Below are 20,628 nucleotides of genomic sequence, written 5' to 3'. Positions count from 1 at the left end.
GCCGCAGGAAAGCAGATGTGTATCAATCTCAAAAATAAAAGCGTCCTCGTGACGGGCGCGAGCCGCGGCATCGGTTTTGGTATCGCTGAGGGCTTCGCCGAAGCCGGCGCCGACTTAGCAATCCTCGCCGACGACGACACCGTGCATGAGGCCGCGGACAAAATCTCGAAGGCGTACGGCCGCCCTGTTCGTGCCTTCGTCGCCGATATCACCGACAAGTCCGATGTCGCCAAGGCGTTCTCGGAAATTTCCAAGCTAGACGTTCTCGTCAACAACGCCGGCCTTGAATTGATCACGCCCCTGACGGACCCAAGCGACGAGGTTGATGCCACGTTCGCCCGCATCATGGACATCAACGTCCGCGGCACCTGGAACGTCACGCGCACCGCGCTACCGCTTCTGAAGACCGGTGCGCGTATCATCAACACTGCGTCCGTCTGGTCCAAAAGCGCCGTCGGCGAATTCGCCGCCTACATCGCATCGAAGCACGCTGTCGTCGGCTTGACGCGCACTTTCGCACGGGAGCTTGGACCGCGAGGCATCACCGTCAACGCCGTCTGCCCTGGCTGGGTCCGCACCGTCGCATCGGTTCGTTCGGCGAAAGTCATGGCCACGCGGTCCAAGCGCAGCGAAGCCGACATCTTCGACGATGTCGTCGCCGCCCAGTGCCTCCCCGGCCTGATGGAGCCGCAGGACGTCGCCGGCCTCTACCTTTTTCTCGCCAGCGACCTTGCCACGAACATCACCGGACAGGCCATTGGCGTCGACCGCGGAGAATTTCTTGGATGAGCAGAGAATTAAAAGATCTGAAAGTCGTCGTTTGCGGCGCCGCAAGTGGCATCGGGCTTGCGACGGCCGATCTCTTCGAGAAGAAAGGCGCGCGCGTCGCTCGCCTCGATTTCGAACCGATCGAGAAGGGCCTGTCGTTTCAGCTTGACGTCACCGACGAGATCCAAGTTGCAGAAGCGATCGCCGCCGCCGATAGCGCGCTTGGCGGCATAGACGTCATGGCCAATTCGGCTGCCATCTTTCGCTACGGCCCCTTACTCGAAACGCCCGTTGCCGATGTCCGTAAGGTGTTCGACGTTAATCTCGTCGGCACGTTCCTCGTGACGCGCGAAACAGTACGTATGATGAAAAGCCGCGGCAAGGGCGGCAGGATCATTCTCTTCAGTTCCGAGCTGGCTCAGCTCGGACGCGAACATCACGCTGCTTATTGCGCCACTAAAGCCGGCGTCAGCGCTATGGTGCGCTGCTGGGCGAAGGAATTCGGCCCCGACATTCTCGTCAATGCCGTGGCGCCAGGCCCAACCGACACGCCGCTTCTCGATTTCGAAAACCTGCCCGACGAATGGAAACGCCTTGAAACGTCCAATCCGCTCGGCCGCATCGGCAAACCGGAAGAAGTCGCGGAAGCCGTCCTGTTTCTCGCCGGCCCCGGCGCAACGTTCGTCACCGGCCAAGTTCTAGGCGTCAACGGCGGCGCCTCGATGGTTTGAAGGAAAGAACAAGCATGACCGACCGCATCTTTATGAATGAGATGAGCTGGACGACGTACCAGAAACGCATCGAAGACGGTGCAATCATCTTGCTCCCAACCGGCGCCACCGAGCAGCATGGCCCACATCTGCCAATGGGCACCGATGCCCTGCTCGCGACCGCCGTTGCAGCCGATGTCGCAAAACAGATCGAGGCTGTCGTCGCGCCGGTCCTCTCGTTCGGCTACAAGTCGCAGCCGAAGATGGGCGGCGGCAATCACTTCTGCGGCACGACCAGTCTCGACGCCGATACACTTGCTCACGTACTGCGTGACGTCATCAAAGAGTTTGCACGCCACGGCGCGCGCCAGCTCGTTCTCATCAACGGCCACTACGAAAACATGATGTTCACGATCGAAGGCGTCGATCTCGCCCGTCGTGAGCTCGCCTATATGGGCATTCATGATTTCGAGGTCATGCGCCTCGAATATTGGGATTTCACCAAGCGCGAGACGCTCGATAAGATTTTTCCTGACGGCTTCCCCGGCTACGATCTCGAGCACGCCGCCGTGATGGAAACGTCTCTGATGCTCCATCATCATCCGCATCTCGTCGATTTGTCGGCGCTCCCCGACGACAAGCCCGCGAGCTTTCCGCCCTATGACATATACCCGACGCGCACAGGACTGGTGCCTTGCTCCGGCGTGCTGTCGCCCGCACACGGCTGCTCGGCGGAAAAGGGCAAGCTGCTGGCGAACGACTATGCCGAAGGCGTCGCCGCCGCGATCCGCAAAGAATTTCCAAATGCAAAGGTGAAGCCATGAGCGATATCCACGTCGTCCCGGCGCGCCAGGGCCGCGCTGTCGCGCTCAAAGCCGGGCAATCGATCAAGATCATCAACACGCATGGCCATCAGGTCGTCGATACGTGGGCCTTCAACGCCGACGATCTGAGCGAGTTCCTCTCGATGGAGCACATGCGCGCCGCCATCGACCGCATTCGCCCAATGCCCGGCGACAAGCTCGTCACCAACAAGCGACGCCCAATCCTGACGCTCGTCGAAGACACCTCGCCCGGCATCCACGACACCTTCATCGCCGCATGCGATATCTATCGCTATCAAGGCCTGGGCGTCGCCGATTACCACGACAACTGCGCCGACAATCTACGCTCCGGTATGGCGGGCCTCGGTCTGACACCGCCTGAAGTGCCCTCCCCCCTCAATCTCTGGATGAACATTCCGGTGAAGACCGATGGCACCATCGGCTGGGAAGAGCCTGTCTCGAAACCCGGCGACTACGTCGTGCTGAAAGCCGAGATGAATTGCATCGTCGCGATGTCCGCCTGCCCGCAGGACATCATCTGCATCAACAAAGGCGCGCCGACGGACGCGCACTACGAGGTTCTGGCATGAGCACGACGACCGTCTCCATTCCGTGGGGACTCGATTCAGAAACCGGCGTGCTCCGGCATGTTCTTCTCGGCAAACCTGACTTTTTCGAATGGCGGCCCGTCGGCGCCGTTTCCCGGCAGACGCTCGCGCTCGGACTCCGCTTCGATGCCCAAGCGGCCATGTCACAGCATCGCGAAATGGTCGATGTCTTCGAGCAGGCGGGCGTCACCTGTCATTGGCTCGATGCGCGGCCTGAGCTGAAATACGGCGTCTTCGCTCGTGACTCGAGCGTGATGACGCCCTTCGGCGCCGTCATCACCATGCTGCAAACCCGCTACCGCCGCGGTGACTATGCGTTGGTCCTGAAGTTCTACGAAGAAGCCGGAATCCCGATCTGGAACATGATCACCGCCGGCCATTTCGAAGGCGGCGACTTCATGGTCGTCGAACCGGGATTTGTCCTCTGCGGCTACGGCGGCGAACGCTCCGAGCAGGAAGGCGCCGAGCAGATGTGCGCGTGGTTCCGGGAAAAAGGCTGGGAGGCTTACGCCGTGCCCTTCCCACCGCATTTCGTGCACCTCGACGTGTCGGTCGGATTCATCAACAAAAAGCTCGTTGCCGTCGCTCCCGACGCGCACCAGCCGTGGTTCCTCGATCTTCTGAAATCGAAGGGCTACGAAATTCTACCCGTCTCCTATCATGATGCGACACAGCTCGGCACGAACATCGTCGCTCTCGGCAACGACCGCGTGTTGTCGACCGCAGCGAACAAGGATCTGAACGCCCGCATGCGCGCCCACGGCATCAAGGTCTTCGATCCTGACCTCCGGATGTTCACGCTGGGCGGCGGCGGCCCACACTGCCTCTGTCAGGCCCTGCGGCGCGATCCGCTCTGAGGCGATTTGTGCCCAACGCCTCACAAATGATCATCAGGCAGCGAGGATAGCGGCTGCCTGTTCATTTAGTCTTCCGTGACCGGCCTAATTGGACTGGCCAAACAATACTGAATTGTTGCATATGAGGCGGCCCTGAGGCCCATCGGTCATTCTCGGCAAAGGATTTGTCGGTATTGTCCGGGTATGATTCTGCTTGATTATAATTCATTGCTGATCGCTCTGAGCTTCTGCAGCGCAGGGGTGGCGCTGACGTTCTTTGTGAGCTGGCTGGTCTCGCAGTCTGACCGCACCCTGATGACGTGGACGCTCGGCTCGACGAGCCTAGTCGTCAGCATTCTGGCCTACAGCAATTTTGTCGCGCACTATTCGCCTTCGGTCGGCATCGTAGCTTTTTCGGCGCTTCAAATCGGGTTGGTATTCTTTCTCGGAGCTGCCTACCAATTCCGCACCGGATTGCTTCCCGCCAAACTGATGGTTGCCAGCGCGCTCATCGCCAGCGTTCTCACCACAACCATGATGGTTAGTGGTTATGACGGCCTTTGCTACATCGTGTTCAATCTCGCGGCGATGCTGATCTTATGCCAAACGGGGATCGAATATTGGCGTTGCCGCCACGAATCTCCGCTCCTGCTCACGACACTCGCAACCCTTTATGTTGTAGGCGGCCTGTCATTCGGCCTCTGTGCCTTTGCTCTGGCACAGCAGGGCGAATGGATCATGAACCGCCCGCCCGACGACTGGGCCGAAAATCTGAACCTCATCGTTTGCCTCGCCGATACGGCCGCGATCGGCGCGCTCTCCCTCGGTCTCAATCAAATTCGTCTGACACGGCGCCACAAGCGCGAGGCCGAAACGGATTCCCTGACCGGCCTCTACAATCGGCGCGCGTTCTTCGATCGCGCCGCCGCATTTCGTGCGCCGACGGGCATCGTGGTCGTCGTTTTTGACGTCGATCACTTCAAGCAAGTCAACGATGTTTATGGCCATCAGATCGGCGATACCGTGCTGCAGACGTTTGCTGAAATTCTGAGGGACACCGTCCGCGAGGGCGATCTCGCTGCGCGCCTCGGTGGTGAGGAATTCGCCATTCTACTTCCCGACGCGACACTGAAGGCGGCCCTGCTCGTGGCCGAGCGCATCCGCAAGAAATTCGCCGAGAAGCGCTTTTTTTCCGACGCTCAGCTGTTTGGCAGCTCGGTCAGCGTCGGAATATCCAAGGTCGGCGACCAAACGATGTTGAACGACTTAATCATTCAGGCTGACGCCGCTCTCTATGTCGCCAAACGGTCCGGACGCAATCGCGTCATTCTCTTTTCAAGCCGCGAGGACATCCGGCAGCAGAAGGACAGCATTGTTCCGATCGATCTGGAAGGCTCAGAAGCCGAGCGGGCGAACGTCTACGGCGCTGTGGCGGAAGCTGCACACCATCACTCCCAACGCAAGGCGCGCTTAACCCGCCGCATCTAAGACCTAGTCAGAAAAAATCCGCACTATCTTCCCGACAAGTCTTGAGGCTGCACTGAGCCCGCGATGTAAGGCCCCGACATCGGTGCCGGATGGGCCATCAAGCTCGGATTGGTATCGTCCAGCATCGGACGCAGCGCTCCGCACACGAACCAAAGCGCAAACGAAAATCCGACCAGCAGAAGAATGATCAAGGCATCGAGCACGCCATCACCATCGCGCATGCCAATACCGAATTGAGAGTCGTCGTTACGGTCGCCGCCAGAATAGAGGGCCATGGCTCTTTCCTCGCTTCGTCTCGCCTCCGTCAGTCCCTCAACAGTCTGCAGGCCGTCCGAATCCAACCGGATCCCCGTGACCGATCGCGCAATGGCCGCATTATGAATGTGCGCTCTCGAAAGCGCGGCGAAAAGACCCCAGACGGGCGGCAGGGGTTAAAATCGGTTACCGGATGATTAAAATACCGTTCACCGTCCGCGCGATTGGCAGTTGCCTTGTGCAATGCCTTTGCGCACCGATGCGCGCCCAGCAACCGAGCGCCAGCGGAAATGGCCGATCGGTTTTAAACGCTCGGTTTTCCGCGTCCATCAGCGACGAACAGCTCACGAAGGCTGGGGGAACCAAGGCCTCGGCTAACGCGTTTTGTCCAGAATATAAATTAGGATAATGCTCATGACCGTTGAAAGCATCGCAGTCAGTAATAATCAGCCGGTAGAGCTATTCGATGCCCGGTCGCGGATCGCCCACCTTGAGGCCAAGGTCGAGCAGGCGGACTACCTGCTCGCGGAAGCTCTCGATTCGTCCGTCGATTATGAGGACATGCTGCGAAAAATGCAGATGGCCCAGAAGACGCTCAAAGAGGCTCTCGGCCAGGAGCGGGAACTTATGCGCCTTGCGTGACGCCACCCGCTCTAAACCGCCGTTTCAACCGAAATTTTAGTGCCTATCGGCCTGCTCGACGCGGTAGCGGTACGGCAGGTCAAAACAATAATGAGCGCCGGCCTTTTCTGCCTCTTCCCAGGTTTCGAATTGGGCGCCGATAACCTCCGACGATCCCCCGAAACAGCCTTCGTCGTCTCCGCGACAGGATTCACACCAGACGACGACGCGATATTTGTCCATTGCCACCCTCGTAAAGTCCTTGCACGAGCATTTTAGCTGCGCTGCAGCATGACCTCCTTTTTCTGCCTGTGCCGATGAATTCATCATGAACGCCGCTGTCATCCGCGCTTCAATCGCGCCACAGTTGCCTATGATATCGGTGCCATTCGGCCTTTGCCTCAAACGGCGTCCGTCACGTCAGCGCTGCCCTATCGGGGCCTGAAAGCGGTCGCTGCCACGGATTGCTTGTCTGCCCCACGCGGAGCCGGAAAACCGTCCTCGGACGAAGCGCCGCAGGCTCCACGCGAAAACGCAGCCCAGAATTTCTGCTGCCGCAGCTTGTATGGGCTCGCAAAGAGCCCTATGCCGCCCGCTTCAAATTTGGAAAACAGTTTATCCGTTGGATTTCTGTATGCAAAAGCAGGCCGGAAAAATTCCTCTCTGCGAGGACGATCACGCATCGGACGGCTATTACGTCCTTATTTCCCTGATCTGCATCGTGGTTGCAATGACCTCTGCGCTCATCATCACTTATGGAATTGAAATGCTGATCTAGAAGACCCACCGTCCGCGGCGTAAACGTCTCCTACTAATCACCCGTTGCTAAGTATTGCGATGCAATTGCCTCTTGCCACACTTGAGCTAACTTTCGTTCAAGCGGACTATCCCGCCCCCACTGTTTTACATTTCGGAACGACGACGCGCGCGACAAGATAATGGTTCGTCAGCCTTCCAAAACAAATCGCTTCGCCATCAGTGCGTCCAGCCGCTTCGTCGCCGGTCTTATTCGGACCGTCAGACGAACATCATCCACCGTTTATGAGCCGGCCGATTTCCTCGATCGCCTTCGCGCCCAGGTGCCATTCATCATGGCCATGTGGCATGGGCAATTCATGATGCTGCCGGATCTGAACACCCGCGAATATCGGGTCGAAGCTATGGTTGCCCGCCACGGCGACGCCGAGCTCGTCGCTCAGGTTCTGGCCCGCTTCGGAATCTCTGCGATCCGTGGCGCTGGCGCCGGAGACCGCAAGCGAGATCGCGGGGGCGCCTACGCACTTCGCGCGGCAGTGAAGGCGCTGGAAAGCGGCTCCATCGTCGCCATGACGGCCGACATCCCACCAAGACGCCCACGGGTCGCGGGCGAGGGCATCGTGACGCTCGCACGGCTCTCTGGCCGTCCAATTATCCCGGTTGCAGCAGCGACATCTCGCTTCCTAGTGCTCAACACCTGGAGCAGGATGACGGTGAACTTGCCTTTGTCACGGTTGGCTTGGGTTGCAGGCGAGCCCATTTTCGTCTCGCCCGATGCTGACGACGAAGCGTTGGAGAAAGCCCGCCTTGCGGTCGAGGCTTCGCTGAACGCAGTCACAGCGCGCGCCTACGAATTGGCAAAGGCAACCGACCGCCACCCCCTCACCGGCAACAAGCAGAGCGGAACGCCGCGCCTGTTTCTTTAAGAGCGGAAGACGCGGCTATTCTGCCGCGACCGTGTGATCTGCGTTGGCCTGCTTCTCACGCTTACGCAGACGATCCTCTTCCGTTGCGATGTAGTCGCGTGTCCGCGGCACGCTGTCGATTTTTTTGGCAAGCTGGATCTGGAAGACCATCAAGCCGCCGTATCGAAAACCAGCCTCACCCGCGGCCAGATAAAATTCCCACATTCGACAGAAGCGCTCGCCGAGCAGTGCGGCGGCTTCAGCGCGCCGTGCCATGAACCGCTTCCGCCACGCCAGCAGCGTATCGGCATAATGCAGGCGCAAGACCTCAACATCGGTAACAATCAGACCGGCCTTCTCGATGGCCGGGAACACCTCCGCCAGAGACGGAACGTAACTGCCGGGGAAAATATACTTCTCGAACCACGGGTTCATTGCGCTGCGCCCGTCGAGCCGACCGATCGAATGCAAGAGCATGATGCCGTCGTCCTTCAGGCATCGCCGAACCGTCTTGAAGTACGTCTCATAATCCTTGAGACCGACATGCTCGAACATCCCGACTGAGACGATCCGGTCGAACGTCTCGGTCAGCGCCCTGTAGTCCTGCAGGCGAAAATCAATGCGTTTCGCAAGGCCCCTCTCGCTGGCGCGGCGCTTCGAAACTTTGAGCTGTTCCGGCGAAAGCGTAACGCCAGTTACCTCGGCGCCGGCAATACCCGCCAGATAGAGCGCCATGCCACCCCAGCCGCTGCCGATATCGAGAACCTTCGTGCCCTGCTTGACGAGAAGCTTCGACACGATGTGCCGCTTCTTCGCGAGCTGAGCGGTCTCCAGATCCTGGTCCGGCGTTTCGAAATAGGCGCACGAATACTGACGATCGGAATCGAGAAAGAGCTCATAGATGCGATCGTCGATATCGTAATGATGGTGGACATTATCGCGCGACTTGCCCTCGGAATTCGCGCGGTGGAATGGCTCCAGCAGATTGCGCAGCGTGTGCTGCAGCCAACCGAACTGCGGCGGCGTTAGGCTGTGAAGATTGTGTCCTAGCAGTTCCAGGAGATCGTAAACGGTGCCCCCAGATGCGGTCAGCCTGCCGTCGGTAAAAAGTTCTCCCAGCGCCATCTGCGGATGGAAGAAAAGTTCACGCGCCGCTTTGTTGTCTTTGAGGGTGACGACGAGAGGGACCCCGGTCCCGTCCCCCGATGAGAGCCTATCACCGTTGGGCATGACGACCGTGAGGCTTCCGGTCTTGATGCACTGTTTCAGAAACGATTGGAGCAGGCGTTTCATGGGCAGGCCGTCGAATATGTCCAATACTCAACACAACGAAAGGAATTTGGTTCCGGCCAAATTCCCGTCGACACCAGGAACTTAACAGATTTGCGTCGGTTTTTCATCATCGTTCTGTCATGCGTCAAAATACTCAAGCAGCGAGGAAGACATGGCGCCAAAAAATCAAATTGCTTCGGTTACGAAGCGTAAAACGCATTCAGCGAAGACGACGAAAAATGCTCGCAAATCCCCGCGCTCGACGCATCGCTGGTCTGCGCAAGTGACGAAGACGAGCGATGCCCTCGATCTCAAGGCGCATCTCTTCGAGGGGCGCGACCCATCCGAGATCGCCAAATCGCTGAAGCGATCGGCAGAAAGAAGCAAGCGCCGGAAGGGCACGCCCTACCAATCGGCCATGTCGATGCTGACGTTTTACATCAATCGCGCCGGAAAGAATCTCACCGCCCGCCGACGCCAGACACTCGATCGCGCCAAGGTCGAATTACGGAAGGCGTTCGGACGATCTGCATAGCGGCGTCGCCAATCATGCCCTTTGTCTCGCCATGCGAGCCTGTCGGCGCACGCCGTGGGTCGTCTTCTCCCAAAAGAAAGGTCTCCTGACGAGATCGAGGATCGCGCCATAGGCCGCGAGTGAAATCGCGAGCCAATAGATCGGCAGCAAGACGACGGAGAACACGCGTCCCGATATGCCCGCTGAAAAAGACGTCACTAAAATCAGCAGCGCCGCTGAACCATATCCCACGATCAGATTGGCTCCGAAGAGCCAGAAGAGAAATTCGTTCTCCGGCAGGACCCGACCTCTGAGCACGGCCTCCGTCCCAACGAGCACATAGAACCATGGATGCGCGAGCATCGAGATCAGCATGGCCGAGATGGTCACCTGAAAACCTAAGAACCTTCGGGCGCCAAGATCGCGCCAAAGCCGTAACGGGCGGCGCATGTGCACGAGATAGGTTTGCATCCATCCCTTGATCCAGCGCGTGCGCTGACCGCGCCAGACGCGCCACGTAACCGGCGCCTCCTCCATGGTTTCGGAATCGATGATCGAAACCTCGTAGCCAAGACGTGACAACCGGATTCCGAGGTCGGCATCCTCGGTGACATTGAACGGATCCCAGCCGCCACATTTCAAAAGCACGTCGCGGCGAAAATGGTTCGACGTCCCACCAAGCGGAATAGGCAATCGCAAATAATCGAGCGCCGGTAACACCCCTCCGAAAAGCGCCGCGTATTCGAGCGTAAATTGGCGGCTGAGAAAAGAGTCGTCCGGATTGAACACCACAAGCCGTGCCTGCACGCATGCGAGTCTCGGACCGCCGCGAACGAACGCTATCGCCGCCAGACGAAGTTGGTCGGGGTCGGGGCGATCCTCGGCATCGAACACCGCCACCAGCGTGCCGCGCGCTTCCTGCAGCGCATAATTGAGCGCTCTGGGCTTTGTCTTGGGTTGGCCGCGCGGAACCGTCACCACACGCATGTTGGCGCCGAGCCCGGCTTGCAAAAGCGCACGCCGCGTCACTGCATCATCTACTTCGGTGATGAAAAGAATTTCGAGCCTGTCGCTCGGATAGTCGAGCCGACCCATCGCGCGGACGAGCGCCGGCACGACGGCAACTTCGCGATAGAGCGGAACCAGGACCGAAAATGTCGGCAGCCGGTTATCGTACCGCCGGTCAAGCCATCGCGGGTCGACCGCTTCCTGATGGCCGCTCACGACACGCCAGAGCGCCGCCAGCCGCAAGACTGAAATCATCAGAAACGGCACCGCAATGGTCAGCGACCAGAGCACGAGACCGAAGTCGTCAAGCAAGAAAAGCCCGGCCGTCAAACCCGCTAGCGTGAGGAACAAAAGCACCCGCTGCCACAAAAGCAGCGGAGAAGCGGCGGAAAAGTCCGGTGCCCTCCGTCGCAAATCGTTGACCGCACGGTCCAGTTGCCCAATATCGCGTTGAAAGGGGGGCTGAGCGAACACGCGTCCAGACGGCGGCGGACGACCGCGCGTTACACGTGGCGGCACGCGGAATGTCCGCGTGGTCGGCGTTTTAGGCCGAGTCCCCAGCATGGCATGCACCTGACTGGCCCCTCCGACGGTCACGCCGCCCAGCCAGTGACAAACTATATGCTCAAGATGCGTAAAATTAAAAGCCAAGAATGGGCGTCGATCGCGGACACGAGAACTCGGAGTTCTTTTGAAATGAAAGCGCAACGACTGAACCGACATGCACTTCTGGCGACGGCCGTGGCTTTTTTCGCGGCGCTCAGCTTTGCGATGCCGGTCGCAGCCCAGGACGCATCAGGATCAGACCCTGCCGTTGCCAACGTCGGCGCATCGAAGGATGCCGCCCCGCCCCGTCGTGTCGTCATCCGCTTTCTGACTGACAACGACTATCCGCCGTTCGATTTCTACGACGAAGACGGCGTGCTCGTCGGCTTCAACGTCGATCTCGCCCGCGCCATCTGCCTCGAACTCAACACTTCCTGCGATATCAAGGTTCGCCCTTGGGACGAGCTGATCCCCGACCTTTTGAAGGGCGAGGCCGACGCCGTCATCGCCGGACACAAGGTGACGGCAGCGGCGCTGAAGCAAGTCGATTTCACCGATCGCTACTTCCACACGCCGGGTCGCTTCGCCGCCCGCAAGGACGAGCCGCGCGTGGGGATGACGCCCGGCAAGCTCGAAGGCAAACGCATTGCTGTCGCCCGCGGCACCCCGCACGAGGCGTTCCTCCGTGCGTTCTTCCACGACAGCCCGCTCGTCATTTACGAAAATCCCGACTTGGCGCGAGAGGCGCTGGCCGCCGGTAAGGCCGACTTCCTGTTCGACGACGGCATCTCGCTGGCTTTCTGGCTTAACGGTACGCTATCGCGCCAGTGCTGCGAAATGCGCGGCGGTGCATTCCTGGAACCCAAGTTCTTTGGAGACGGCATGGCCATCGCCGTCCCCAAGAACGATCCGCAGATTAGGCTCCTGCTGAACAAAGCACTGGAACGCGTTCGCGCTTCGGGACGTTTCGAAGAACTCGTCCAGCGCTACTTTCCGGTCAGAATTTACTGAGACGAGGCTGGTGTGCACTGCACGGCCATAAAAAAACAAGCTTAATGCGGCATCGGCACGCAACGGCACGATCCGCAAGCTAATTTGACGAGCTATGATTCAAACTGTGATCCGCGCCTTGCTGCTCGCCATTCTGTCAGCCGCACTGATCGTGTCGGGCGGCAGCTCGTCCGATGCGCGCTCCGGCTATCACAAATCCGGCTCGCGCAAATATCATAAGCGCCACTCGCCGCGTTATCATGCCCGCAATAAAACCAGACGTGCCAAGCTCGCAGTAAAAGCCGAGCCCGCGCAGCCGGCCTTGCCGCAACGGCCGCAAAAACTTCTGACGCGCGACGAAATCCTTGCATCCGATCCGCAGCGGCTCGAACGTCTCGGCGGACGCATCGTCGTCGGCTTCGATAGCTTTTCTCAGGTCAAGCCGCTCGTCGAGAAAAAGGCCATCGCCGGCATCTTCGTCACCGATCACAACGTCCAGGGCCGTAAAATTCAGGACGTCGCCAAAGACATCGACGACCTGCAGATGATCCGCCGGCAGCAAGGCCTGCCCCGCCTCATCGTTGCCGCCGACCAGGAAGGCGGATACGTGTCGCGGCTCTCGCCCCCGCTCAAGTGGCAGCCGACGCTCGGCATGCTCATCGCCAAGCTCAAGACCGACAGCGATCGCGAAAAAGCCGTCCGCCAATATGCCGAAACGCAAGCGCGCGAACTGGAACGCCTCGGCATCACGATGAACTTTGGCCCTGTCGTCGATCTGCGGCTCGGCAAGCCCAATCGCAACGACGGCGAAACCCGTATCTATTGGCGCGCCATTGACGACGATCCCTACCTCGTCGCCAAAGTCGCGGGCTGGTACTGCGATACCCTGACGAAATTCAACATCATCTGCACGCTGAAGCATTTCCCCGGCTTGGGTCGCGTTACGCGCGACACACACGTAACGTCGGCAGACATCAGCACCGGCGCAAGCCAGCTTGAACTGACCGATTGGGTGCCGTTCCGCCGCGTAATGACGGAGCCCGGCGTTGCGACCATGCTTGGCCACGTCCGGCTCGACACCATTGACAGCACGACGCCGGCGTCCTTCTCCGATATCGTCATCAACAAGGTCGTGCGTCCGCGCTTCGAAAACGACGGCCTGCTCATCACCGACGACTTCAGCATGGGCGCAGTCACGAAATCGCGCGACGGCTTGGGCGGCGCGGCCGTCAAAGCGCTCGATGCAGGGGTCGATCTGATCCTGCTGTGCAGCGTCGACAAGAGCTACGACATCCTGATGTCCGCGTTGATCGAAGCCGACCAGAAGGGCGAAATCTCAATCGCGCGCGAAAACGAGACGCGCGAGCGGCTGAAGCGCTACGTCTTCGTCGACGATCGCGACCTGCCACCGTCCGCTCCCGTTCAGGCGCAGCAGTAAGACGCGCCTCAAAGATCGGATGCAGGAGGCTTGGTCAGCGTCTTCTCGAACGGCTCGCCGATGGTCCTCGGATCGGCCGCGAGCGAATGGCGAACAATTTCCCACTTCTCGCCGACACGTTCGAATTCGGTCTTGTACCGCCCGCCAAGCAACATCCGCGTCCCTTTGCGCTCGCCGGTGATGCGATAGATCACGGGACCGCTGACGGTCGCCGAACCGCATCCGGCAACGAGCGATGCCGGGCGGATCGACAGCCGGGGATGCCGGGAAAAGAAATCCTGATAGTAGGTTCGGATCGCGTCGCGACCCTTGTAGACCTTGCCGTCCTTGGTCGCGACCAGAGTTGCATCATCAGCATAAAGGGTCGAAAGCTGTTCCGCGCTCCCGCTCACGAACGCTGCGCGCCAGCCATTGAGCAATTGAACCATCTGGACCTCGGAAAGCTTGGCGCACCCCGGTCCGTCTGTTTGGCCATCCGCCTTGGCCGGGCTGTAGGCTCCTCCGGCGCTGGCGATCATCAGAAGACCGATCGCTCGGAGCAATGGCCGGGCATTCCAGGATCCTGTCATAGGCGATCCTTTCGCAGGCGAAGCTGTCCAAGCCTCTCTTGATGTTATGATTCCCGCTGTGCGTGAAATTTCGGTTGCCGCCTTAACCGAAAAGGCGAAATTCCGCGGCCGAAAGGTCCCATTTGGCGTATTGTTCGCCCTAGCGGCGCCCCTGACGGAATTCCCGTCCTGCCGATTGCCAATCTCCATCGTCTTTGATACAAGACGGCCCAGAACACGCGCGGACACCGGCGGCCAAACCTCCGGAGTCGGTGTTTTTGCGCATTCAAGAGACAGAATTTCTTCAGAGGATACAACTGCTTGCAGGTTCTCGTTCGCGACAACAATGTTGATCAGGCTCTCAAGGCGCTTAAGAAAAAATTGCAGCGCGAGGGCGTTTTCCGCGAGATGAAGCTCCGCGGTCATTTTGAAAAGCCTTCTGAAAAGAGAGCCCGCGAGAAAGCCGAGGCGGTGCGCCGCGCTCGCAAGCTCGCCCGCAAGAAGCTGCAGCGCGAAGGTCTCCTTCCGAGCAAGCCCGCAACAGCGCGCGGCGCTGGTGGCAAGGGTGGCCCGGGTCGTGGCGGCCAGGGCGGTGCAGGCGGCGGTTTCCGCGGCGGCCAGAACGGCGGCGGCGCTGGCGGAGCCAGCAGCGGCAGCACCGGCAGCAGCTTCTAAGCCATCGCTGCAAAGCGACGACACAATCAAGGCTCGCGATGTCCGCGGGCCTTTTTGTTTTGCTGAAAGGTCTGTTTAGTCGCGCGCCAGCAACTTCCCCGCGCGCAGCCTGTCGATCCAGCCATTCACGAACGCGAACGTCGGTCCGTCATGGATGACGTGCCCTCCGCCGGGAATGATCTTGATCTCCTTCGGCTCATTGGCGGCAGCGAACAGCCGGCGCCCCATCTCGACCGGCACGACCTCATCGGCATCCCCATGCATGATGAAAATCGGCACATGGACGTCATGGATGTATTTGATCGACTCATACCGGTCCTTGAGCAGCAAGCGGACCGGTAGCCACGGAAACTCCGCCGACGCCAATTCAAGAATGGACGTGTAGGGCGCATCAAGGATGAGCCCCTCGACCTTCTCGTCCTTCGCTACCTGGATCGCGACGCCCGACCCAAGCGATTCGCCATACAGAATGATATCGTGGGGTTTCACGCCGTCGCGGATCAGCGTCTCGTAAGCGAGTTTCGCATCCGCCACGTTGGCCGTTTCCGTCGGCGACCCCGTAGAACCGCTGAAGCCTCGGTACGCCAGCATGAGCATGCCGCGTCCATGCTCGATATATTTCCGCATCGTCTCAGCGCGGAATGCCAGCGAACCGCCATTGCCGTGAAGATAAAGCAGCGTCGGCTGACCTGGCCGCGCCTTGCGGTACCAGGCAATCAGCTTCTCGCCGTCAGGTGTCGGAATGACGAGTTCAGACACGCCCACGAGCCCCGCAGCCGCGGGCGCCGTGCGCACGGGATCGGGGAAATACAGGAACCGCCGCTGCGCCACATACATCGCCCCCGCCACGACGACATAGAGGAGAACGAGAGTGATCAGAATGTATTTGAGAACCAAAAGCACGCCCGCCTTGGGTCAGTCACGATGACGAACCAGATACCCGATCCTGTCACCTTCTCGTTCACGAATGCTTTCGAGCGCTGCCATCGCGTCGAGTCCATGAAGCGGAACGCCCGTCTCAGCGACGCAATCCTGATTGAGCTTCATGAGTTCCCGATAGATCGGCTCGGCCGTTTTGTGCAACATCGCCACTACCGCAACGGTCTTGCGCGGCATGTTGATCGGCACGCGCGGAAAGACCGACGACAATACTTCCTTCGCCCCTTCCGAGAAGTGCGATGAAAAGCGGCCCAGCAGCGAAACCAGCTTGATCGCCGTCGTCTCTTCGAAGCGATAGTTGTATTTGTCCATCCACTCGAAAAGCTTGTCCATCGTGAAGTCTTGCAGGCGAATGCCGGCCGTATCGCGATAGTCCTGCCATTCGGCGACGAGATCGAAACCCGACTCCATGTCGATGTCGGCAGGCGCAAACGTCAGGTCTGTCGCGACGCCGACGCGGTCCAGAAAATCCTTGTTCTTGCGGGCGATGTGCGTCGGATAGGTCGGCAGCCTGAAAGTCCCGAAGCTGCCCTGCTCATAAGCGAGCCGGACCAGCTTCGAACAAAACAGGTTCCGCGTATCGTCAGTGCGCATCGAGAAATCGTAAAGGATGCGCTTGCCGCCTTTCGCGTGCGACGCCGCCACATAATCGAAAATATATTTAGCTGCGCGCGCCCCGAGATCGGCATCACGATGGCGATAGAGCACAGCGCGCACGATGTTATGGTCGAGCGCCTTCGCTAGCGGGGTGATGGTCGCACCGTCTTCGATCAGGCTCTCGACCATCCAGTGGTCGCCCTGGGGATCAATGTAGACGACGCCGATATGGCTGAACTGGCTATCGACGTCACCGATCCGGGCGATGGCCGCGCTGTTGTGCGCCGTGCCTCGCACCAGCACGACGTCGCCCGAACGGAAATGGTGCGCGGTTCCGCTCCTATAGAAAGCATAGTTCACGAGCGTGTTGTTGTCGGTGCCCGTAAAGCCACGGAGCAGATACCCGTTCTCATGCGTGCGCGGATGCCCGGTCGTGACCTCCCCGAGCATGTCGGAAACGTAACGGAGCACACGAAAGACGTCGCGAAAACCCTGCGTCGCCTCCGGCGTCATGAGGCCGAGCATTTCGTAATGCGCCAGATGATCGCGAAGGCCGACGCGAAGATCGAACAGTCGGTACATCAGCTGCGGCGCCTGCCGCGCGATGCCCACCACGTCGTAATCGGCAAACCGCGCCTTCGATGCCCGCTCGTAGATGAATTGCAGGTTGCGGGCGAGCAGCGCCGAATTCGTTACCGGCGTCGCCGCGATAATCTCGATGTGCTCGATATCGTTTTCGAAAGACGCCGACGCGACAGGAGCCAACACGGAAAACCCTCAAACTCACCCTTGGCTGCAAGTTATAGCAGACCGGCCCGGTTCTGACCCGAGCCACCGCAATCGGCAACCGCCTGTTGCCGATCCGCCCCTATGGCCGGCAATCTACGGCCAGACGGCTCGCTCCGACCCTTGGGCCAGCCCTCGCCTAGTCCGCAGCCAGGGATTTAACGATCTCTTCCGTCATTTTCTTGGCATCGCCCAACAACATCACCGTGTTGTCGCGATAGAAGACCGGGTTGTCGATACCGGCATAGCCCGACGCCAACGAACGCTTGTTAAAAAACACCGTTCCCGCCTTCCAGACCTGAAGCACCGGCATGCCGTAGATCGGCGACGTCTTGTCTTCTTCAGCCGCCGGATTGACGACGTCGTTGGCGCCGATGACGTAAACGGCGTCGGTTTGGGCGAACTCACTGTTGATGTCTTCAAGTTCGAAAACTTCGTCGTAGGGCACGTTGGCCTCGGCGAGCAGCACGTTCATGTGCCCCGGCATACGTCCTGCAACCGGGTGGATGGCGTATTTGACTTCGACACCGGCCTTCTTCAGCGCGTCCGCCATCTCGCGCAACGCATGCTGCGCCTGGGCGACCGCCATGCCGTAGCCCGGCACGATGATGACCTTCGACGCATTTTTGAGAACGTAGGCGGCATCTTCCGCCGAGCCGAGCTTGACCGGCTTCTGCTCGCCGCCGCCTGCAGCTCCGGCCGCCGCAGTCTCGCCGCCGAAACCGCCCGCGATGACGGACAGGAACTGCCGGTTCATCGCCTTGCACATGATGTACGACAGGATGGCGCCCGACGAGCCGACGAGCGCGCCGGTGATGATCAACGCGACGTTGCCGAGGGTGAAGCCGATGCCCGCAGCCGCCCATCCCGAATACGAGTTCAGCATCGAGACGACGACCGGCATGTCGGCGCCGCCAATCGGGATGATGATCAGGACGCCGATCAGCAGCGAGAGCGCCACGATCAGCCAGAACAGCCACGCCGACCCACCCGACACGATGAACGCGTAGATCATCAGGATCAGCAGAATCCCAAGGCCCGCATTGATCAGATGCCGCGACGGCAACATGATGGGCTTGCCCGACATTCGCCCCGAAAGCTTCGCAAACGCAATGACCGAACCGGTGAACGTAATCGCGCCGATCGCAACGCCGAGCGACATCTCAAGCAGGCTGCCGGCCTTGATCCCGAGATCGGGCGCCGCCGGATCGACGAGAATGCCGAACGCCGATGGCGCGTAAAGCGCACTGGCCGCAACGAACACCGCGGCGAGACCGACGAGTGAGTGAAACGCCGCGACGAGTTCCGGCATCATCGTCATCGGAATTTCGTGTGCCGTCTTGGCGCCGATAAAACCGCCGATGCCGATGCCAAGCACAATCAGGATCCAGGACGTCGCCGTCGGCTCGGCGAGCCCAAGCGTCGTAAGGATCGCGATCGTCATACCGATCATACCGTAGAGGTTGCCCTTGCGCGATGTCGCGGGGCTCGACAGGCCTCTAAGCGCCAGGATGAAGAGAACGCCGGCGGCGAGATAAAGCAGAGCGGCGACGTTTGCGGACATAGGTGCGTTCCCGGGCCTGTTATCGGATTCCTGCGGCGGTTCTCATGCGACGAGCGACGCGAGCGTCAGCCCTCTTTCTTCGGTGGAGGCGTTTCTTTTTTCTTGTACATGGCGAGCATCCGGTTGGTGACGAGGAAGCCGCCGAAGATGTTGATCGACGCCATCGTCAATGCGAGGAAACCGAACACGCGAGCGATGCCGCTGTCCGAATCCGTCAGCGAAACACCGACGGCGAGCAGCGCGCCGACCACGATAACGGACGAGATCGCGTTCGTGACGCTCATGAGCGGCGTGTGCAAAGCCGGCGTCACCGACCAGACGACGTAGTAGCCGACGAAAACCGCAATCACGAACACCATCAGCTCGTATACAGACGGGCTGACGCCATGCCCCTCGGCAGCGAACGCCGACGATGCCGTTAATGCCGTGACCGCAAGAGCCGCGATCAGAGTTTGGATCAAGCGCATGGCAAGGCTCCTCATGCCGTCTTCGTCGCAAGATTGGGATGCACAATCTGCCCGTCCTTGGCGATCAGCGTTCCCTTGATCAGTTCGTCGTCCCAATTCACCGCCAGCGTCTTTTCCTTCTTGTCGATCATCGTTTCGAGGAAAGCCAAGAGATTGCGGGCGTAGAGACTTGAAGCGTTGACGGCGATGGTGCCTGCAAGATTAAGCGGCCCGAAAATTTTCACGCCATTCGGCGTCTCGATCGTTTTGCCGGGCTCCGTCATCTCGGTATTGCCACCGCGCTCGGCCGCGAGGTCGACGATGATCGAGCCGGGCTTCATGCTCTCGATCATGGCGCGCGAAATAAGCTTCGGTGCCGGACGGCCCGGAATGAGCGCCGTCGTGATGACGAGGTCTTGCGATTTGATGTGGTTGGCGACGAGTTCGGCCTGCTTCGCCTGATATTCCGCGCTCATCGGCTTGGCATAACCGGCAGCCGTCTGCGCTTGTTTGAACTCATCGTCTTCGACCGCGATGAACTTCGCACCGAGCGACTGCACCTGCTCTTTCGTCGCCGGGCGAACGTCTGTTGCCGTCACCTGCGCACCGAGCCGCCGCGCCGTCGCAATGGCCTGCAAACCCGCAACGCCGACACCCATAATGAACGCCTTTGCCGCCGGAACCGTACCGGCGGGCGTCATCATCATCGGGAGCGCCTGACCGAACATCGAAGCGCCATCGACGACGGCCTTGTAGCCCGCGAGGTTCGCTTGGCTCGACAGCACGTCCATTGACTGCGCGCGTGTCGTGCGCGGCATGAATTCCATCGAGAAGACGATTGCGCCGGTCCCCGCCAACGCGTCGAGACCGTCGCGCTCGCCGTAAGGATCGACCATGCCGGCAACGATCGCGCCGGGCTTCAGTGCTTTGACGTCATCGATAGATGGACGGCGAACCTTGAGCAAAATATCGGCGCCGGAAAGCGCATCCGCTTTGCTGACGATCTCCGCACCGGCTGCACGGTAGGCGTCGTCGGAGAAGCGCGATCTGAGTCCTGCGCCCTGCTCGATGCGAACGAGCGCGCCGAGGCCGGTGAATTTCTTGACCGTGTCCGGCGAAACGGCAACGCGCGGCTCGTCGGCCGGCTCACTGGTGACAGCTATCGTAACCATGTCTCGGTCCAATCGATGGGCGGCAGGGGCAGAACCGGAAAAAGCAAAGGGGCAGTCCATCACCGGCCTGCCCCAAATTGACGTCACCTAATCGGCGTAGGTGAGCCGGGGATCAGACCAGAAAGATCTTCATGAGGACGAGAATGACGGCCACTGTGATGACGCCAATCTTCAGAAAGCGCACGAAATCGCGGTAGGTCTCAAGATGCGCTGCGTAGTCCATTGCCGGGCTACCCTTCGAGGTATCGATATCCAAAGTTTCACTCCCCAGTGGCGTGTTTTAAAATCTGCATGAGGTTGGTATCGCAAGATGTGGCGAGCTTCAAGGTGTCGCAGTCTGGCCTTTCGCCTAGTTTGCGCCG

Annotated in this window: 24 protein-coding genes; 13 read left to right on the top strand and 11 right to left on the bottom strand. The window is 59.8% G+C overall.

The features are described 5' to 3' along the window. Window positions 1-15: 15 nt before the first annotated feature. From HYPMC_RS03640 to HYPMC_RS03615, 6 genes are all read left to right on the top strand, one after another. Window positions 16-789: an SDR family NAD(P)-dependent oxidoreductase gene (locus HYPMC_RS03640; RefSeq protein ID WP_013946435.1), complete on the top strand. Its 774-nt coding sequence runs from the start codon at window positions 16-18 to the stop codon at window positions 787-789. Next, window positions 786-1,499: an SDR family NAD(P)-dependent oxidoreductase gene (locus HYPMC_RS03635; RefSeq protein ID WP_013946434.1), complete on the top strand. Its 714-nt coding sequence runs from the start codon at window positions 786-788 to the stop codon at window positions 1,497-1,499. The genes HYPMC_RS03640 and HYPMC_RS03635 overlap by 4 nt, the downstream gene beginning before the upstream one ends. A gap of 14 nt (window positions 1,500-1,513) precedes the next feature. Continuing rightward, on the top strand, window positions 1,514-2,302 hold the full coding sequence (locus HYPMC_RS03630) for a creatininase (protein ID WP_013946433.1): 789 nt from the start codon (window positions 1,514-1,516) through the stop codon (window positions 2,300-2,302). Beyond that, window positions 2,299-2,892: a DUF1989 domain-containing protein gene (locus HYPMC_RS03625; RefSeq protein ID WP_013946432.1), complete on the top strand. Its 594-nt coding sequence runs from the start codon at window positions 2,299-2,301 to the stop codon at window positions 2,890-2,892. The genes HYPMC_RS03630 and HYPMC_RS03625 overlap by 4 nt, the downstream gene beginning before the upstream one ends. Next, entirely contained in the window at window positions 2,889-3,767 is an 879-nt protein-coding gene (locus HYPMC_RS03620; RefSeq protein WP_013946431.1) for a dimethylarginine dimethylaminohydrolase family protein, read from the top strand. The genes HYPMC_RS03625 and HYPMC_RS03620 overlap by 4 nt, the downstream gene beginning before the upstream one ends. Before the next feature lie 183 nt (window positions 3,768-3,950). Beyond that, on the top strand, window positions 3,951-5,234 hold the full coding sequence (locus HYPMC_RS03615) for a diguanylate cyclase (RefSeq protein WP_013946430.1): 1,284 nt from the start codon (window positions 3,951-3,953) through the stop codon (window positions 5,232-5,234). A 23-nt stretch (window positions 5,235-5,257) separates the two neighbouring features. On the opposite strand, the gene HYPMC_RS03610 is transcribed toward HYPMC_RS03615, so the two are convergent. Further along, window positions 5,258-5,509: a hypothetical protein gene (locus HYPMC_RS03610; protein WP_013946429.1), complete on the bottom strand. Its 252-nt coding sequence runs from the start codon at window positions 5,507-5,509 to the stop codon at window positions 5,258-5,260. 394 nt (window positions 5,510-5,903) lie between these two features. Here HYPMC_RS03610 and HYPMC_RS03605 point away from each other — a divergent pair, with 394 nt between their 5' ends. Next, window positions 5,904-6,131, top strand: coding sequence for a hypothetical protein (locus HYPMC_RS03605; RefSeq protein ID WP_013946428.1), 228 nt, complete (start codon window positions 5,904-5,906; stop codon window positions 6,129-6,131). Between the two features lie 36 nt (window positions 6,132-6,167). On the opposite strand, the gene HYPMC_RS24620 is transcribed toward HYPMC_RS03605, so the two are convergent. Then, window positions 6,168-6,455, bottom strand: a complete 288-nt coding sequence (locus HYPMC_RS24620) for a hypothetical protein (protein WP_244420972.1) — start codon at window positions 6,453-6,455, stop codon at window positions 6,168-6,170. A gap of 289 nt (window positions 6,456-6,744) precedes the next feature. Between HYPMC_RS24620 and HYPMC_RS24070 the strand changes: the two genes are divergently transcribed. Then, on the top strand, window positions 6,745-6,888 hold the full coding sequence (locus HYPMC_RS24070) for a hypothetical protein (RefSeq protein ID WP_013946426.1): 144 nt from the start codon (window positions 6,745-6,747) through the stop codon (window positions 6,886-6,888). A gap of 160 nt (window positions 6,889-7,048) precedes the next feature. Then, window positions 7,049-7,792, top strand: coding sequence for a lysophospholipid acyltransferase family protein (locus tag HYPMC_RS03595; RefSeq protein WP_013946425.1), 744 nt, complete (start codon window positions 7,049-7,051; stop codon window positions 7,790-7,792). A gap of 15 nt (window positions 7,793-7,807) precedes the next feature. Here the strand turns inward: HYPMC_RS03595 and HYPMC_RS03590 are convergent, their stop codons facing one another. Beyond that, window positions 7,808-9,064: a cyclopropane-fatty-acyl-phospholipid synthase family protein gene (locus HYPMC_RS03590; RefSeq protein ID WP_013946424.1), complete on the bottom strand. Its 1,257-nt coding sequence runs from the start codon at window positions 9,062-9,064 to the stop codon at window positions 7,808-7,810. Window positions 9,065-9,215: 151 nt separating this feature from the next. On the opposite strand from HYPMC_RS03590, the gene HYPMC_RS03585 reads away from it, so the two are divergent. Continuing rightward, on the top strand, window positions 9,216-9,578 hold the full coding sequence (locus tag HYPMC_RS03585; protein WP_013946423.1) for a DUF3175 domain-containing protein: 363 nt from the start codon (window positions 9,216-9,218) through the stop codon (window positions 9,576-9,578). A 12-nt stretch (window positions 9,579-9,590) separates the two neighbouring features. On the opposite strand, the gene HYPMC_RS03580 is transcribed toward HYPMC_RS03585, so the two are convergent. Further along, a complete protein-coding gene (locus tag HYPMC_RS03580) occupies window positions 9,591-10,877 on the bottom strand; it encodes a glycosyltransferase (RefSeq protein WP_244420971.1) in 1,287 nt (428 codons plus the stop codon). Window positions 10,878-11,261: 384 nt separating this feature from the next. On the opposite strand from HYPMC_RS03580, the gene HYPMC_RS03575 reads away from it, so the two are divergent. Next, window positions 11,262-12,122 carry a transporter substrate-binding domain-containing protein gene (locus tag HYPMC_RS03575; RefSeq protein WP_013946421.1) on the top strand — a complete coding sequence of 287 codons (861 nt, stop codon included), beginning with the start codon at window positions 11,262-11,264 and terminating at the stop codon, window positions 12,120-12,122. A gap of 94 nt (window positions 12,123-12,216) precedes the next feature. Continuing rightward, window positions 12,217-13,539 carry a glycoside hydrolase family 3 N-terminal domain-containing protein gene (locus tag HYPMC_RS03570; protein ID WP_013946420.1) on the top strand — a complete coding sequence of 441 codons (1,323 nt, stop codon included), beginning with the start codon at window positions 12,217-12,219 and terminating at the stop codon, window positions 13,537-13,539. A gap of 8 nt (window positions 13,540-13,547) precedes the next feature. On the opposite strand, the gene HYPMC_RS24065 is transcribed toward HYPMC_RS03570, so the two are convergent. Further along, window positions 13,548-14,108 (bottom strand): nuclear transport factor 2 family protein, encoded by a 561-nt coding sequence (locus HYPMC_RS24065; protein WP_013946419.1) that lies wholly within the window; start codon window positions 14,106-14,108, stop codon window positions 13,548-13,550. Between the two features lie 300 nt (window positions 14,109-14,408). Here HYPMC_RS24065 and rpsU point away from each other — a divergent pair, with 300 nt between their 5' ends. Next, window positions 14,409-14,762, top strand: coding sequence for a 30S ribosomal protein S21 (gene rpsU, locus HYPMC_RS24060; RefSeq protein WP_013946418.1), 354 nt, complete (start codon window positions 14,409-14,411; stop codon window positions 14,760-14,762). Window positions 14,763-14,837: 75 nt separating this feature from the next. On the opposite strand, the gene HYPMC_RS03555 is transcribed toward rpsU, so the two are convergent. The 6 genes from HYPMC_RS03555 to HYPMC_RS03530 all read right to left on the bottom strand — a co-directional run bounded on the left by HYPMC_RS03555 (window position 14,838) and on the right by HYPMC_RS03530 (window position 20,522). Beyond that, window positions 14,838-15,665 (bottom strand): alpha/beta hydrolase, encoded by an 828-nt coding sequence (locus HYPMC_RS03555; RefSeq protein ID WP_013946417.1) that lies wholly within the window; start codon window positions 15,663-15,665, stop codon window positions 14,838-14,840. A 12-nt stretch (window positions 15,666-15,677) separates the two neighbouring features. Next, window positions 15,678-17,066 carry a YiiX/YebB-like N1pC/P60 family cysteine hydrolase gene (locus HYPMC_RS03550; protein ID WP_013946416.1) on the bottom strand — a complete coding sequence of 463 codons (1,389 nt, stop codon included), beginning with the start codon at window positions 17,064-17,066 and terminating at the stop codon, window positions 15,678-15,680. A gap of 157 nt (window positions 17,067-17,223) precedes the next feature. Continuing rightward, window positions 17,224-18,648: an NAD(P)(+) transhydrogenase (Re/Si-specific) subunit beta gene (locus HYPMC_RS03545; protein WP_013946415.1), complete on the bottom strand. Its 1,425-nt coding sequence runs from the start codon at window positions 18,646-18,648 to the stop codon at window positions 17,224-17,226. Between the two features lie 65 nt (window positions 18,649-18,713). Beyond that, complete coding sequence (locus tag HYPMC_RS03540; protein ID WP_244420970.1) at window positions 18,714-19,115, bottom strand: proton-translocating transhydrogenase family protein; 402 nt, start codon at window positions 19,113-19,115, stop codon at window positions 18,714-18,716. Between the two features lie 11 nt (window positions 19,116-19,126). Next, window positions 19,127-20,266: a Re/Si-specific NAD(P)(+) transhydrogenase subunit alpha gene (locus tag HYPMC_RS03535; RefSeq protein ID WP_024275411.1), complete on the bottom strand. Its 1,140-nt coding sequence runs from the start codon at window positions 20,264-20,266 to the stop codon at window positions 19,127-19,129. A gap of 112 nt (window positions 20,267-20,378) precedes the next feature. Beyond that, the gene (locus HYPMC_RS03530) at window positions 20,379-20,522 is read right to left on the bottom strand and encodes an aa3-type cytochrome c oxidase subunit IV (RefSeq protein ID WP_013946414.1); all 144 of its coding nucleotides are present in this window, start codon (window positions 20,520-20,522) and stop codon (window positions 20,379-20,381) included. Window positions 20,523-20,628 lie beyond the last annotated feature (106 nt).

It is taken from the genome of Hyphomicrobium sp. MC1 (assembly GCF_000253295.1).
Taxonomy (GTDB): domain Bacteria; phylum Pseudomonadota; class Alphaproteobacteria; order Rhizobiales; family Hyphomicrobiaceae; genus Hyphomicrobium_B.
The sequence above is the reverse complement of the archived record's forward strand: the minus strand, read 5'-3'. Positions and strand labels throughout refer to the sequence as shown.

What these genes read in the sequence shown, in the direction of transcription:
- HYPMC_RS24620 (WP_244420972.1), bottom strand. Translation starts at nt 6,455, where the DNA reads ATGACAGCGGCGTTCATGATGAATTCATCGGCACAGGCAGAAAAAGGA.
- HYPMC_RS03630 (WP_013946433.1), top strand. Translation starts at nt 1,514, where the DNA reads ATGACCGACCGCATCTTTATGAATGAGATGAGCTGGACGACGTACCAG.
- HYPMC_RS24065 (WP_013946419.1), bottom strand. Translation starts at nt 14,108, where the DNA reads ATGACAGGATCCTGGAATGCCCGGCCATTGCTCCGAGCGATCGGTCTT.
- HYPMC_RS03610 (WP_013946429.1), bottom strand. Translation starts at nt 5,509, where the DNA reads ATGGCCCTCTATTCTGGCGGCGACCGTAACGACGACTCTCAATTCGGT.
- HYPMC_RS03585 (WP_013946423.1), top strand. Translation starts at nt 9,216, where the DNA reads ATGGCGCCAAAAAATCAAATTGCTTCGGTTACGAAGCGTAAAACGCAT.
- HYPMC_RS03615 (WP_013946430.1), top strand. Translation starts at nt 3,951, where the DNA reads ATGATTCTGCTTGATTATAATTCATTGCTGATCGCTCTGAGCTTCTGC.
- HYPMC_RS03605 (WP_013946428.1), top strand. Translation starts at nt 5,904, where the DNA reads ATGACCGTTGAAAGCATCGCAGTCAGTAATAATCAGCCGGTAGAGCTA.
- HYPMC_RS24070 (WP_013946426.1), top strand. Translation starts at nt 6,745, where the DNA reads ATGCAAAAGCAGGCCGGAAAAATTCCTCTCTGCGAGGACGATCACGCA.
- HYPMC_RS03575 (WP_013946421.1), top strand. Translation starts at nt 11,262, where the DNA reads ATGAAAGCGCAACGACTGAACCGACATGCACTTCTGGCGACGGCCGTG.
- HYPMC_RS03620 (WP_013946431.1), top strand. Translation starts at nt 2,889, where the DNA reads ATGAGCACGACGACCGTCTCCATTCCGTGGGGACTCGATTCAGAAACC.
- HYPMC_RS03590 (WP_013946424.1), bottom strand. Translation starts at nt 9,064, where the DNA reads ATGAAACGCCTGCTCCAATCGTTTCTGAAACAGTGCATCAAGACCGGA.
- HYPMC_RS03545 (WP_013946415.1), bottom strand. Translation starts at nt 18,648, where the DNA reads ATGTCCGCAAACGTCGCCGCTCTGCTTTATCTCGCCGCCGGCGTTCTC.
- HYPMC_RS03540 (WP_244420970.1), bottom strand. Translation starts at nt 19,115, where the DNA reads ATGCGCTTGATCCAAACTCTGATCGCGGCTCTTGCGGTCACGGCATTA.
- HYPMC_RS03570 (WP_013946420.1), top strand. Translation starts at nt 12,217, where the DNA reads ATGATTCAAACTGTGATCCGCGCCTTGCTGCTCGCCATTCTGTCAGCC.
- HYPMC_RS03635 (WP_013946434.1), top strand. Translation starts at nt 786, where the DNA reads ATGAGCAGAGAATTAAAAGATCTGAAAGTCGTCGTTTGCGGCGCCGCA.
- HYPMC_RS03625 (WP_013946432.1), top strand. Translation starts at nt 2,299, where the DNA reads ATGAGCGATATCCACGTCGTCCCGGCGCGCCAGGGCCGCGCTGTCGCG.
- HYPMC_RS03640 (WP_013946435.1), top strand. Translation starts at nt 16, where the DNA reads ATGTGTATCAATCTCAAAAATAAAAGCGTCCTCGTGACGGGCGCGAGC.
- HYPMC_RS03595 (WP_013946425.1), top strand. Translation starts at nt 7,049, where the DNA reads ATGGTTCGTCAGCCTTCCAAAACAAATCGCTTCGCCATCAGTGCGTCC.
- HYPMC_RS03535 (WP_024275411.1), bottom strand. Translation starts at nt 20,266, where the DNA reads ATGGTTACGATAGCTGTCACCAGTGAGCCGGCCGACGAGCCGCGCGTT.